The organism is Desulfurobacteriaceae bacterium (genome assembly GCA_039832905.1).
In the GTDB taxonomy this organism is placed as follows: domain Bacteria; phylum Aquificota; class Aquificia; order Desulfurobacteriales; family Desulfurobacteriaceae; genus Desulfurobacterium.
In genome coordinates, this window is sequence record JBDOLX010000084.1 from 1 (window position 1) to 12,192 (window position 12,192).

15 protein-coding genes are annotated in these 12,192 nt (G+C 37.9%); 5 read left to right on the forward strand and 10 right to left on the reverse strand.

Annotation, left to right across the window (positions count from 1 at the left end; translation table 11 throughout):
- Both ABGX27_05980 and argB read right to left on the reverse strand, forming a co-directional pair.
- The coding region (locus ABGX27_05980) for a pyridoxal-phosphate dependent enzyme (GenBank protein MEO2069045.1) at positions 1 to 1,034 on the reverse strand (1,034 nt) is incomplete at its 3' end.
- A gap of 125 nt (positions 1,035 to 1,159) precedes the next feature.
- Positions 1,160 to 2,038: an acetylglutamate kinase gene (gene argB / locus ABGX27_05985; GenBank protein MEO2069046.1), complete on the reverse strand. Its 879-nt coding sequence runs from the start codon at positions 2,036 to 2,038 to the stop codon at positions 1,160 to 1,162.
- Positions 2,039 to 2,101: 63 nt separating this feature from the next.
- Here argB and ABGX27_05990 point away from each other — a divergent pair, with 63 nt between their 5' ends.
- Positions 2,102 to 2,674 (forward strand): UbiX family flavin prenyltransferase, encoded by a 573-nt coding sequence (locus tag ABGX27_05990; protein MEO2069047.1) that lies wholly within the window; start codon positions 2,102 to 2,104, stop codon positions 2,672 to 2,674.
- Here the strand turns inward: ABGX27_05990 and ABGX27_05995 are convergent.
- A complete protein-coding gene (locus ABGX27_05995; GenBank protein ID MEO2069048.1) occupies positions 2,655 to 3,602 on the reverse strand; it encodes an amino acid--tRNA ligase-related protein in 948 nt (315 codons plus the stop codon). The two genes, ABGX27_05990 and ABGX27_05995, sit on opposite strands and share 20 nt — an antisense overlap.
- A gap of 31 nt (positions 3,603 to 3,633) precedes the next feature.
- Between ABGX27_05995 and ABGX27_06000 the strand changes: the two genes are divergently transcribed.
- Both ABGX27_06000 and ABGX27_06005 read left to right on the forward strand, forming a co-directional pair.
- Positions 3,634 to 4,350, forward strand: a complete 717-nt coding sequence (locus tag ABGX27_06000; protein MEO2069049.1) for a metallophosphoesterase family protein — start codon at positions 3,634 to 3,636, stop codon at positions 4,348 to 4,350.
- Position 4,351: 1 nt separating this feature from the next.
- On the forward strand, positions 4,352 to 5,785 hold the full coding sequence (locus ABGX27_06005) for an aldehyde dehydrogenase family protein (GenBank protein ID MEO2069050.1): 1,434 nt from the start codon (positions 4,352 to 4,354) through the stop codon (positions 5,783 to 5,785).
- A gap of 18 nt (positions 5,786 to 5,803) precedes the next feature.
- Here ABGX27_06005 and ABGX27_06010 read toward each other — a convergent pair whose 3' ends face one another.
- The 7 genes from ABGX27_06010 to ABGX27_06040 form a co-directional block, all read right to left on the reverse strand.
- Positions 5,804 to 6,598, reverse strand: a complete 795-nt coding sequence (locus ABGX27_06010) for a 2-amino-3,7-dideoxy-D-threo-hept-6-ulosonate synthase (GenBank protein MEO2069051.1) — start codon at positions 6,596 to 6,598, stop codon at positions 5,804 to 5,806.
- A 76-nt stretch (positions 6,599 to 6,674) separates the two neighbouring features.
- Positions 6,675 to 7,268, reverse strand: coding sequence for a D-sedoheptulose 7-phosphate isomerase (gene gmhA / locus ABGX27_06015; protein MEO2069052.1), 594 nt, complete (start codon positions 7,266 to 7,268; stop codon positions 6,675 to 6,677).
- Between the two features lie 12 nt (positions 7,269 to 7,280).
- The gene (gene rho, locus ABGX27_06020; GenBank protein ID MEO2069053.1) at positions 7,281 to 8,552 is read right to left on the reverse strand and encodes a transcription termination factor Rho; all 1,272 of its coding nucleotides are present in this window, start codon (positions 8,550 to 8,552) and stop codon (positions 7,281 to 7,283) included.
- A gap of 26 nt (positions 8,553 to 8,578) precedes the next feature.
- Positions 8,579 to 9,316, reverse strand: coding sequence for a twin-arginine translocase subunit TatC (gene tatC, locus ABGX27_06025; GenBank protein ID MEO2069054.1), 738 nt, complete (start codon positions 9,314 to 9,316; stop codon positions 8,579 to 8,581).
- A gap of 10 nt (positions 9,317 to 9,326) precedes the next feature.
- Entirely contained in the window at positions 9,327 to 9,566 is a 240-nt protein-coding gene (gene tatA, locus ABGX27_06030) for a twin-arginine translocase TatA/TatE family subunit (protein ID MEO2069055.1), read from the reverse strand.
- A 14-nt stretch (positions 9,567 to 9,580) separates the two neighbouring features.
- Positions 9,581 to 10,369, reverse strand: a complete 789-nt coding sequence (gene trpA, locus ABGX27_06035; GenBank protein ID MEO2069056.1) for a tryptophan synthase subunit alpha — start codon at positions 10,367 to 10,369, stop codon at positions 9,581 to 9,583.
- Positions 10,344 to 10,967, reverse strand: a complete 624-nt coding sequence (locus ABGX27_06040; GenBank protein ID MEO2069057.1) for a DedA family protein — start codon at positions 10,965 to 10,967, stop codon at positions 10,344 to 10,346. Before ABGX27_06040 ends, trpA begins: the two co-directional genes overlap by 26 nt.
- Positions 10,968 to 11,041: 74 nt before the next feature.
- Here ABGX27_06040 and rpmE point away from each other — a divergent pair, with 74 nt between their 5' ends.
- Together rpmE and ABGX27_06050 are read left to right on the forward strand one after the other, a co-directional pair.
- A complete protein-coding gene (gene rpmE / locus ABGX27_06045; protein MEO2069058.1) occupies positions 11,042 to 11,251 on the forward strand; it encodes a 50S ribosomal protein L31 in 210 nt (69 codons plus the stop codon).
- Positions 11,251 to 11,640: an FAD-dependent thymidylate synthase gene (locus tag ABGX27_06050; protein MEO2069059.1), complete on the forward strand. Its 390-nt coding sequence runs from the start codon at positions 11,251 to 11,253 to the stop codon at positions 11,638 to 11,640. Before rpmE ends, ABGX27_06050 begins: the two co-directional genes overlap by 1 nt.
- Positions 11,641 to 12,192: the final 552 nt, after the last annotated feature.

Consider the following 12,192-nt stretch of genomic DNA (forward strand, 5'->3'; position numbering starts at 1 on the left):
CGGGTGGACGGTTTAAGCAGTTGGATCGCCGAGGCGACGCCGGCGGTGAGCCCACCGCCCCCAAACGGAGTAATGACAGCATTGACGTCCGGAAGATCTTCCAGGATTTCAAGGCCGATGGTGCCCTGGCCCGCCATGACATCACGGTTACTCGCTGGGTGAATGAAAAGCCCTACCATGCCAGGGTAGTCGTGACTGTGTAAGATCAGGTCGAACCAGGCGTCCCGGGGAATTGTCCGGATGGATGCGCCCAGTTCTTCCATTGCGGCAAGTTTTGTAGGCTGGGTCTTTGCAACTTCGTGGGCGTGGATATCACCGATGATGATTTCGCCTACTGAGGCGATGAGGCCGAAGATAAGGGCGATATAGGCAGAGTTTGTGAAGAACTCTACGTGCTGGTGCTTGAGAAGGTGGTAGGCACGTACGGAGAGGACGAAAACTGATGCGAGAATCATACCTGCAGTGGCTGTGTGCCAGAACTTAACGTCTGCTACAGGGTTAAATACCACAGCCCACCAGTCTGTCATCTCGGCTCTTTTTCCTGCCAAGGTTTTAACAACTTCTGCACCTGTAGGATGCTGCATCCACCCGTTTGCAACCAAAATCCATAGAGCTGATAAGTTTGAACCAATAGATGATAACCATGCTGCCAAAAGGTGAACTCCTTTTGGTACTTTGTCCCATCCAAATAAGAATACTCCAATAAAAGTAGATTCCATAAAGAATGCAAGAAGTCCTTCAATTGCAAGTGGTGCTCCAAAGATGTCTCCAACGAATCTTGAGTAAACGGACCAGTTCATACCAAACTCAAACTCGTGGACAAGACCTGTAGCAACTCCAAGTGCAAAGTTGATGGCAAAGAGTTTAGCCCAAAACTTTGCCATTTCTTTGTAGATCTCTTTACCGGTTTTGTAATAAAGTGTCAGCACTATAGCTGACAGTGTGGAAAGACCTAGTGTAAGTGGAACGAAAATGAAATGGAAGAAGGCTGTCATCGCGAACTGAAGTCGCGATACCAGTAATACAAAGTCCATCGCGGCACCTCCCTAAAAGATTTATTAAAGCTCTTAGATTTATTAAGGTTCTTAAATTACCGTTGGCTATTATACATACTTAATAAATCAAGTTCAAATATTATACGCAATATATTAATGATTTATCATATTATCTCTGTTCCAATTCCTTCTTGAGTAAATATCTCTAAAAGAACAGAATGTTTAACCCTACCGTCTATGATGTGTGTTTTTTTAACCCCTCCAGTTAAAGCTATCTCACAGGCTTTCACTTTTGGAATCATTCCTCCAAAAATAACCCCACCCTCTATGAGTTTTGAAAGATCCTCGCGTTTTGTGGACTTTATTAACTTTCCTTCATCATCCTTTATTCCTTCAACATCAGTAAGCATTATAAGCTTTTCTGCCTTTAAAGCTGATGCTATTTCTCCTGCTACGATATCAGCGTTTATATTGTACGCCTCAAAATCTTCCCCAATTCCAACTGGTGCAATTACAGGTATGAATTTGGATTCTATAAGTTTGTTGATAATATCTGGATTAATCTTCTTAACTTTTCCAACATAACCTAAATCTATAATTTCAGGAGCTTTGATTTCGGTGAGGTATTTCTTATAGTCTATCTTTTCTGCAACTATAAGATTACCGTCTTTTCCAGAAAGACCAACAGCGTTTCCTCCATGGGAATTTATAAGTTTCACAATCTCCTTATTTACTTTACCGACAAGAACCATCTCTACAACGTTCATTGTCTCTTTATCAGTAACTCTCATTCCTCCAACGAATTTCGTTGGAATGTTTAGCTTTTCTAAGAACTCTCCAATTTGAGGGCCTCCACCATGAACAATAACGGGATTGATACCTATATATTTCAAGAGGACAACATCCTCAGCAAAGGCATCTTTTAAATCTTCCCTAACCATGGCGTTTCCACCGTACTTTATAACTATCGTTTTACCATAAAACCTCTTTATATAAGGAAGAGCTTCTAAGAGGGTAGAGGCTTTTTCTATAAGTCTTTCCATTCTTCTTTTTCCTCCTTTTTGGTTCATTTGCAACTTGTCTAAAACCAATTATAATCTCTTAGCATGGAAAGAGTTATTGTGGGAATAACTGGGGCAAGTGGCGCTATATATGGCGAAAGAGCAGTAGAAGTTTTAGTTTCGAACGGCTACGCCGTTGACGTTATTTTCTCCAAAGTAGGAAAGAAAGTTTTTGAATATGAACTTAAAAGTAAAGTAGAAGAATTTCTCTCAAAGTTTCCTAAAGAAAAAGTAAGAACTTTTGACTACGATGATCTTTTTGCTCTTCCATCAAGTGGGTCTTACCGAGTTCTTGGAATGATAGTTATTCCATGTTCGGCTGGAACTCTTTCCCATATTGCAAACGGGATAACTGAGAACTTAATCCATAGAGCTGCTGATGTTTGCTTAAAAGAAAGAAGACCTCTTGTTCTAGTCCTTAGAGAAACTCCATTAAACAGAATACACATCGAGAATATGCTAAAGATAGTTGATGCTGGAGGAATAGTCTTTCCAGCATGTCCTGCTTTTTATTCAAAGCCAAAAACTATAAATCACCTTGTGGACTTTGTAGTTGAAAGGTCTCTAAGACTTCTAGTGAAAAAGGAGTTTCATTTGATCAAAAACTGGGGAGATTAAGTTCTCTTAGAAGCTTCTTGGTTGAAAACGGTATAACTTCATCTATTGTTTTGTCCAAGATAACCATAACGAGTCTATCAAACCCAAGGGCAACACCTTCACAGTCCGATAATTTTTTCTCTTTAAGAAGATTCAAAAAGCCTTTATCTACAGCTTTATTTCCTTTTTCTAAGAACTTTATCTTGTAGCTTTCATAGTCTACAAGTTCAGTATAACCGTTAGCAAGTTCTACTCCCGCAATATATAATTCAAATCTTTCAGCAAAGTTTCCCTTTAGCTTAGCCATCGCAGAAAAACTTTTTGGATAGTCATAAAGGAAAACAGGATGGTTAAACCTTTTCAAGGCGGGTTCCACTTTGTCCACTAAAAGTTTAAAGAATGCTGTCTCATAATCTTTTTCTTCTGCTTTAGCTTTTACCTCCTCTTCATCTAGGACATTTCTAATACCAGCAAACTCCTTAAAAGCTTCTTCAACAGGTAAGCTTATAAAGTTGTTAAAGAGAACTTTTTTTCCTTGAAAACAGATTTCTTTTTTCCCGATAGTATTCAAACAGTGCTTTAAAAGTTCAAAGGTTTCTTCCATTCCTTTCCTATAGTCACCATTACTCCTGTACCATTCAACCATTGTAAACTCAATATTGTGAAAGTTTGTAACCTCTCCATCTCTAAAAACCTTTGTAATTTGGTAAATTTTCGGAATTCCATGCCACACGACTCTCTTCATAAAAAATTCAGGAGAGGTGTGTAAAAACCAATTGTGTAGTTTCCCTGACAAATCGTGAAAGTTAGCATTTACATTTACGACGTTCGAATCAGGATTTTCATAAGGAACAAGTATAGGAGTTTCTACTTCTATAAATCCTTGTGAATCAAAGAATTCTCTTACAGCTTTTAATAGATTGCTTCTTATCTGTAGAAGGTTTTTCATATTTTCAACCTCGTGATAAACTTCTACTATTATGAAAGTAGGAATAATAGCCGATGTACATGCAAATATCCATGCTTTACTTGAAGTAGTCAAGGAACTTGAAAAAGAAGAAGTAGACGAAGTATGGTGCCTTGGAGATGTTGTAGGCTACGGAGCGTTCCCTAACGAGTGCTTAAATTGGATTAGAGAGAACTGTAAACATCTTGTTCTTGGTAACCATGAGCTTGCTTTACTTAACCTCGTCGATTTAGAAGTTCTTAACAAATATGCAGCTGCATCTTTGAAATGGACAAAGAATGTTATTACCGACGAGAATTTAGAATTTTTAATGGGAAGAGGAATTCAGGTAGTAACTTCTGATTTCCACCTTGTTCATGACTCTCCAGCTTTTCCCGGTAGTATGGAGTACATTACAAATCTAAAAAGCGCTTACTATAGCTTGATAAGACAGGCAAAGCCTGTTTGCTTTTTTGCTCATACTCACAAACCTATTGTTTACAAGCTGGAAGGGGGAATTCCAGAGGTTGTTAGGAGTCCAGTTGTAAGTATTGATAAAGGAAGGTTCTTGATAAATCCGGGAAGTGTTGGACAACCAAGAGACGGAAGACCTGATGCTTCGTTTCTAATACTTGAAGACGGCACCGTTTATTTTAGAAGGGTAAAATATGATATTAGATCAGCTGCAAAATCTATTTTAAAAGCAGGACTTCCGGAATACTTAGCTGCAAGACTTCTTTTGGGGGTATAGGATGATAAAAGGCTATATGTTGATTGCTGGAAAGAAGGTTTTTAGAAAGGAAGAAATCGAGATCCATTTTCCTTATGATGGGTCTTTAGTTGGAACTATTCCAAGGGGTAAAGAGGAAGATGTAATTCTTGCCGTTGAGGCAGCAAAGATTGGCTTTGAAAAGATGAAAAAAATGTCCTCTTATGAAAGATATCAGTGTCTTCAAAAAGCAGCAAGGATAATATCAAACAGAGCAAAAGAGTTTGCTGAGATTTTGACTTTAGAAGTTGGAAAAACAATAAAGGAAGCTCTTTCAGAAGTTGGTAGAGCGGTAAACACAATAACTTTAGCTGCTGAAGAAGCAAAAAGAGTCTTAGGTGAAGAAGTTCCTTTTGATGCTGCACCTGGGATAAAGAACAAAGTAGGTTTTTATAGACGCGTTCCTCTTGGTATTATCGGATGTATTACTCCTTTCAACTTTCCGTTAAACCTTACATGCCATAAGGTTGCCCCAGCGTTAGCAGCTGGAAATAGCGTAATAATAAAGCCTTCTGAGAATACCTCCCTCGTTGTAATAAAGCTTGCTGAGGCTTTAATAGAAGCAGGGTTTCCTGCGGAGGCTGTAAACGTCGTAACTGGATACGGAGAGGAAGCAGGAGATGCCCTTGTTAGGAACGAAAACGTAAGAATGATTACTTTTACGGGAAGTGTTGAAACAGGAAAGATAATTATGAGTAGAGGCGGTTTAAAGAAGTATGCAATGGAACTTGGTTCAAATGCTGGAGTTTACGTAGACGAAGACCAAGAATCCAAGTTAAAAGAAATTGCTGAAAAGGTTGCAAGAGGTGGGTTTGCTCTTGCAGGCCAGGTTTGTATTTCTGTTCAAAGGGTTTTCGTCCACGAAAAGCTTTTTGAAAACTTCGTAAAAGAGATTATTGATTTTACAAAGACATTAAAAGTTGGAGACCCAAAAGAGGAAGATACTGATATTGGCCCTGTAATTGATAAAGCTTCAGCAGATAGGATTATGGAATGGATAGAAGAAGCAAAACTTTTGGGATCAGAAGTTGTTTGTGGAGGAAGAAGACTTTCCGATACTTTAATAGAACCAACAATCGTTGTAGATGTTCCCCGTGAAGCTAAGCTCTTTAGAAAAGAAGTTTTTGGTCCCGTTATTCTTGTTAATAAGGTTTCCTCAATAGAGGAAGGAATAAACGCTGTTAACGACTCTCCATACGGACTTCAAGCTGGAATATTTACAAACAACCTCAAAAATGCCTTTAAGTTTTCTTGTGAAGTCGAATGCGGTGGAATAATGGTTAATGAGATCCCAACGTTTAGAGTTGATCAGATGCCTTATGGTGGAGTGAAAGAAAGTGGAATTGGAAGAGAAGGGCCTCACTTTGCTATTGAGGAAATGACAGAAATAAAGGTTATCAGTTTTGATTTAAATTAAAGGGGGGAACTCCCCCCCTTATTCTAAGTAATAAGCAGCTTCTTTTGCACAAATACCTTCGTGAACAATAGCAGCAATTGCCCTAACAATTTTTTCTGGGTTTTCATGTTGGAAAGCGTTTCTACCAATAGAAACTCCCTTAGCTCCTGCCTTCATTGCACCTTCAACCATCTCAAGGATGGCCATATCACTGTCCATTTTAGGACCACCAGCGATAACAACAGGAATTGGACAGCCTTCAACAACTTTTTCAAAAGATTTTGTATCTCCTGTGTAAGCAACCTTTACTATGTCTGCCCCAAGTTCTGCTGCAACCCTTGCACAGTGGGCAACAACATCTGGATCAAACTGATCTTTAATATGTTCTCCACGAGCATACATCATAGCAACAAGCGGCATTCCCCACTCTAAGCACTTTTCAGAAACTTTTCCAAAGTCTTCAAGCATCTTGTCTTCGTTGATATCTCCAAGATTTACGTGAATAGAAACACCATCAGCTCCAAGCTTTATAGCTTCTTCTACGCTACAAACTAAAACTTTACTGTTTGGTTTTGGAGAAAGACTTGTACTTGCTGATAGGTGAACTATAAGTCCTACGTCCTTTCCTCCTTTCCTGTGTCCGTGTCTTACAAGCCCTTTATGGATTATTACAGCGTTAGCTCCACCATTTGCAACTTTATCAATAGAATCTCTAATGTCTATTATCCCCGAAATTGGTCCCATAGAAACGCCGTGATCCATAGGAATAATTACAGTGTTCCCTGTTTCTCTGTTGATAATTCTTTCCATTCTAATAGCTTTTCCTATTTTCATAATAAAGACCTCCCTTTAAGTTTCTTGAATTTTAGCAGGATTTTCTCTTTGGGTGGATATGATGCTACTCCCCTCCCTATGAGGAGGGGAAATAGTTTTCGTAGGAGAAAATGTACTTCTCTATGAAATCACAGAGAACGTGACCAAGAGTTATATGAACCTCTTGAATCCTAGGTGTTGAAAAACTCTTAACTACAAAGCAATGATCAGCGATCTTTAATAACTCTCCCCCGTCTTTTCCGGAGAAACCAACAGTTAAGAGGCCTAATTCCTTAGCTTTCTTAACTGCATTAATGACATTTTTTGAATTCCCGCTGGTACTTATTCCTATGAGAACATCTCCTTTAGTTCCTAATGCTTCCACTTGTCTTTCAAATATTGTGTCAAAGGAGTAATCGTTTCCAACTGCTGTAAGGATTGAAGTATCGGTAGTAAGAGCTACCGCAGGAAGAGCTTTTCTTTCCATACCAAATCTTCCAACAAGTTCTGCAGCTATGTGTTGGCAATCAGCGGCTGAACCACCATTTCCACAAAGGAGAATTTTATTTCCTTCTTTTATCCTTTTGGCTATTTCTAAAAAAACTTTATAGATTTTTTCTCTGTTTTCTTCTATAAAAGCCCTTTTGGTGTCTGCACTCTCTAAGAACGTATAGTATATTAGCTCATTCATGGTATCAGTCCTTTACGCGTTCATAGCCTTTAAAAAGTCTTCGTTGGTTTTATATTTTCTAAGTTTTTCAAGTAAGAATTCCATGGATTCTACTGGGGACATAGAAGTTAGAAGTCTTCTGAGTATCCACATTCTGTTGAGTTCCCATTCGGAAACTAAGAGTTCCTCTTTTCTTGTTCCAGATTTTTGGATGTTTATTGCAGGAAAAACTCTTCTTTCTACAAGTTGCCTATCTAAGACTATCTCCATATTACCAGTTCCTTTAAATTCCTCGAAGATAACATCATCCATACGGCTTCCTGTCTCAACAAGAGCTGTTGCAATAATTGTAAGGCTTCCACCCTCTTCTATGTTTCTTGCGGCTCCGAAAAATCTTTTTGGTTTATGGAAAGCATGAGCATCAATACCACCAGAAAGGATTTTACCACTTGGCGGAGTTAAAGTGTTATAAGCCCTTGCAAGCCTTGTTAAGGAATCCAAAAGAATTACAACATCTTTCTTGTGCTCAACAAGCCTTTTTGCCTTTTCTACTACTATCTCTGCAACCTGCGCATGTCTTTCTGGAGGCTCGTCAAAGGTAGAACTAATAACTTCATCGGCAAGGGTATTTCTCTTCATATCTGTAACTTCTTCTGGACGTTCATCAATTAAGAGGATTATAAGGTAGGTATCCGGATAATTTGTCTTTATTGCATTTGCAATTTTCTGTAAAAGAACTGTTTTTCCAGCTCTTGGGGGAGCAACGATAAGTCCTCTTTGCCCTTTACCGAAAGGAGTAATAAGATCCACCACCCTTGTTGAAAGTTCTGAGGGATCGTGTTCCAGTCTAAACCTTTCTGTTGGATGTAAAGGGGTTAGTTGGTCAAACTGGGGTCTTGTTTTTAAAATTTCTGGAGATTCCCAATTCACAGCTTCAACCTTTAAAAGGGCAAAATACTTTTCTCCTTCCTTTGGAGGTCTAACTTCTCCTGCGATAGTATCTCCTGTTTTTAGTCCGAGTTTTCTTATTTGAGAAGGGGATACATAAATGTCGTCAGAGCTCGGTAAATAATTATTCTCTGGAGAACGTAAAAAACCAAAACCGTCAGGTAAAACTTCCAGTACCCCTACTTTAAAGATAGCACCTCTTCTTTCTGCATTTTTCTCCAAAATCTGCTTTATAAGTTTTTGCTTTTTTGCTCCCTTTACTTCCGCTCCTAAGGATTTAGCAATTTTCCTGAGGTCAAAAATGCTCATTTTCTGGAGCTTATCAATAGTCAATCCTTCAATAGTATTTTCCGCCATACAGAATCCTCCGAAATTTTGTTAGTTTAGATGTGATTTTTTGGAGCTGCAACCTTTGCTATCCATATGCTGAGTTCATAAAGACCAAGAAGGGGTAATGCCATCATTATTTGGGAAAAGACGTCAGGAGGAGTTAAAACAGCTGCTAATGTGAATATTATCAGTATAGCATATTTTCTGTTTCTCTCTAAGAAAAGATAATTTATTATTCCTAATTTTGAAAGCAACCATACTACTACAGGAAGAAGAAATACAAACCCAAAAGCAAGTATCATCTGGATAACAAAAGATATATAACTACCAACAGTAATTTGCGGGGTTAAAAGGTCATCCATAAAACCAAGTAAAAATCTTAGCCCAAAGGGCAGAATTACAAAGTATGCAAAGGAAGCGCCTGTAAAGAAAGAAAAGATTGATGCAAATACAAACGGAATGAAGAACTTTTTTTCATGCTCGTAAAGAGCAGGTTCTATATACTTCCAAGCTTGATAAAGGACAAAAGGAAGAGCTATTAATACTCCTGCAAAGAAAGAGACTTTCAGCGCTGTAAAGAAAGCCTCTGGTGGAGAAAGGAAAATAAGCTTTCCTCTAAGGTCTAGAGGTAAAGGTTTTTCCAAAAAGAGTAAAATATCCTTCTTAAAAGGCCAAGCTACTAGAAAACCGATAACAATAGCGGCTATTGATTTAAAAATCCTTTGCCTTAATTCCTCTATGTGTTCACTTACCGGTAATTCTTCTTCAGGAGAAACCTTTCTTTTCGACATCTTGATGTCTTTATTCCTTAACCTTTATTTTTTCGACTTCTTCCTTTTTAGCTTCAGCTACAGTAGTTTTTTCATTATCTTTATCCTTCTTATTGTTTTCTTCCTCGTCTAAAAGACCCGAAGATGCTTTTCTAAACTCATTGATAGCCTTTCCTGTAGATCTTGCAAGTTCAGGAAGTTTCTTTGGACCAAATATCAAAAGCGCAATTACCAAAATTATTATTAGCTCTTGAGTTCCAATACCAAACATTTTTCCTCCAATCTTTAAAAAAGTTTTGTTACCTCTTTCAGATCTTCTAAGAGGACTTCCAGCCCTTTAAAGTCTCTCTTTTCTATTCTCTTAACCACTGCACTACCAACTACGAACCCATCAGGACTATTATACATACTCTTTATATGTTTTCCACTTGCAATGCCAAAACCTACAACAACCTTTTTTCCCGTAATTCTCTTTATCCTGTCTATATCCCTTTCTATACTTTCGTAAGCAAGTTCTTCCCTTTCACCAGTAATGCCGGTTACAGAAACGTAGTATATAAACTCTCCAGAAACTTCTCCGATTTTTCTAACTCTTTCATCAGTACTTGTCGGAGCAGCTAAGAAAACAGGAGAAAGCTTCATAGATTTTACTTTTCTTGCAAAATCTTCTCCCTCTTCTGGAGGAAGGTCTGGAACAATAAACCCGTCCACTCCAGCTTTCAAGGAGTCTCTTATGAATTCTTCCTCTCCATAGACAAAAATGGGGTTATAGTATCCCATAAGAAGTATAGGCTTTTCAGGTTCAAATTCCCTTATTTTTCTTACAAGGTCTAGAACTTTTTTTGTAGTTGCTCCAGCGTGCAACGCCCTTTCATGGGCTTTCTGAATAGTTGGACCGTCAGCTAACGGATCTGAAAACGGCATACCAATTTCAACCATATCGGCATAACGAAGGATAATCTTAAAAACTTCCAACGATTCTTGGCAGTTAGGATCACAAGCTGTAGCATAAACTATAAGTGGCTTTTCTCCTTTCTCCTTTAATTGTTCAAAACAGTTTCTTATTCTTTCCATACTTTCTCCAAACTAAATAGAATGAAAGAAGAATAGTTAAAATTCCTACACCGAGTAGTTTATGGGTAATAATAAATGAAAAAAAGGCTTTAAGCAAGTTTCCCATAAGGATATACGAAGAGATCCAGAGAGTAGCTCCAAGTAAGTTAAAGAAGGTATATTTCCTTAAAGGAGGTCTAAATGTTCCTATAACAAGAGGAAGAAGGTGTCTAACAACTGGAAGAAATCTTCCAAAGAGTAAAGATATTTCTCCTTTAGTTTCTATAAATTTTTTGGTTTTTAGAAAATCCTCTTTAGAAAGTCCTAACCTTTTAAGGTTCTTTTCCAAAACTTCTTCGCCGATATAGTATCCCATAAAATAGGTTGCCGTATAACCTATAAAGGTTCCTAGAGTTCCACAGATTAAAAAGCTTATAGGGGATATGGTTCCATCTGAAACAAGAAGAGCCCCAACTATAAGAATTTTTTCAGCAGGTAGAAGAAGTCCTAAGAGAAGCCCTGTTTCAAGGAATGCCCACAGGAAAAGAAAAAAGCAGGCTAGGTCTGGATGGGATTTTATAAGTTCTTTAGTTCCTTCTAAAAGGTTTACTAAATCCACTTGACACCTTTTAGGGTCTAAATTAAACTTTCCTAACGCAAAAGTTAACTGGAATTATAACAAGGAGGTAATTTATGAAAAAGGGAATTCACCCAGAATACAGAGAAACAAGAGTTATCTGTGCATGCGGAAATACTTGGGTTACAAGATCCACAAGGTTCCCAGAAATAAAAGTTGAAGTTTGCAATGCTTGTCACCCATTCTTCACTGGTAGCGGTCAGAAGCAAAAGGTTGTAAGAGGTAGAGTAGAGAAGTTTATGGCTAAATACGAAGGAAAGTACTAATGGGGATTACTCTCATCTCTCAGACAGAAGATATGCTAAAAGTTATAGCTACAGCAGCTCGGGTCTGTTATTCCGGGCTGCCTTTGGACGAACTATTATCTAAGTTTTCAGAGGAAGAAGATAAAGCGTTAATAAAACGTGTTGTGGGAATGGGGCATCTTTCAGTAGTAGAACACGCTTCATTCACATTTAAAGTAGATGGTTCTTTCAAAGAAGAACTTTTTGAGATAGTTATGGACAAACCTTTTTTGAAAATTTCAAAGGAAGGAGAAAATTTTATAGTTTCACTTAATCTCAGGACTATGTTGGAACTTATATTGGAAAAACCAAACTTAGAGTTTTCTAAAGAAATTAGGAAGTTTATTCCAGAATTTTTAATTTCAAGCTAAAGAATCAATGGCAACTCCACTACCAAACCGTTTAAAGATCTGTTGTTTTTTCTCCTCAAGAAATTTGTCATCCTTCTTGAAAGATAGTGATACTATAGAAAATCCTTCCTCTTCAATTATTTTTCTTAAATCTTTTTGAGTTTCTTTAAAGATTTCTAGGAGTTTTTCGCTACCGGTTGATACCTCAACAAGAATATTCTTTCCTAGAACTTCTATGAAAAATGAAAGCTTTTCATCTTCTATCTCTATTTCGAGAATGATTGAGTGAGGCTCATCACTATTTGAGGATACAGCTATAAATATACTCCCTTTAAAATCCCGAGAATAGAAGAAAGGAATAACAAATACTCCCCCTAATATAAAAATAGAATAGAAAGAAGTTATAGAAACAACAATTTCTTTAATTCTTTCTTTAGAAAGTTTCCTGCTTAGCTTTGTAAGAACCTTGTCTTCAAGCCCGACCAGGGTTGTACTAGATATAGAAACATCTCGGCAGAGCTGGGGGCGACCCTGAGCAGCCCAGCGCTAGCACTCATCCACAGAGGATAAACT

Excerpts from the sequence above, each read along its gene's own strand:
- argB (MEO2069046.1), bottom strand. The coding sequence starts at position 2,038 with ATGGAAAGACTTATAGAAAAAGCCTCTACCCTCTTAGAAGCTCTTCCT.
- ABGX27_05990 (MEO2069047.1), top strand. The coding sequence starts at position 2,102 with ATGGAAAGAGTTATTGTGGGAATAACTGGGGCAAGTGGCGCTATATAT.
- ABGX27_05995 (MEO2069048.1), bottom strand. The coding sequence starts at position 3,602 with ATGAAAAACCTTCTACAGATAAGAAGCAATCTATTAAAAGCTGTAAGA.
- ABGX27_06000 (MEO2069049.1), top strand. The coding sequence starts at position 3,634 with ATGAAAGTAGGAATAATAGCCGATGTACATGCAAATATCCATGCTTTA.
- ABGX27_06005 (MEO2069050.1), top strand. The coding sequence starts at position 4,352 with ATGATAAAAGGCTATATGTTGATTGCTGGAAAGAAGGTTTTTAGAAAG.
- ABGX27_06010 (MEO2069051.1), bottom strand. The coding sequence starts at position 6,598 with ATGAAAATAGGAAAAGCTATTAGAATGGAAAGAATTATCAACAGAGAA.
- gmhA (MEO2069052.1), bottom strand. The coding sequence starts at position 7,268 with ATGAATGAGCTAATATACTATACGTTCTTAGAGAGTGCAGACACCAAA.
- rho (MEO2069053.1), bottom strand. The coding sequence starts at position 8,552 with ATGGCGGAAAATACTATTGAAGGATTGACTATTGATAAGCTCCAGAAA.
- tatC (MEO2069054.1), bottom strand. The coding sequence starts at position 9,316 with ATGTCGAAAAGAAAGGTTTCTCCTGAAGAAGAATTACCGGTAAGTGAA.
- tatA (MEO2069055.1), bottom strand. The coding sequence starts at position 9,566 with ATGTTTGGTATTGGAACTCAAGAGCTAATAATAATTTTGGTAATTGCG.
- trpA (MEO2069056.1), bottom strand. The coding sequence starts at position 10,369 with ATGGAAAGAATAAGAAACTGTTTTGAACAATTAAAGGAGAAAGGAGAA.
- rpmE (MEO2069058.1), top strand. The coding sequence starts at position 11,042 with ATGAAAAAGGGAATTCACCCAGAATACAGAGAAACAAGAGTTATCTGT.
- ABGX27_06050 (MEO2069059.1), top strand. The coding sequence starts at position 11,251 with ATGGGGATTACTCTCATCTCTCAGACAGAAGATATGCTAAAAGTTATA.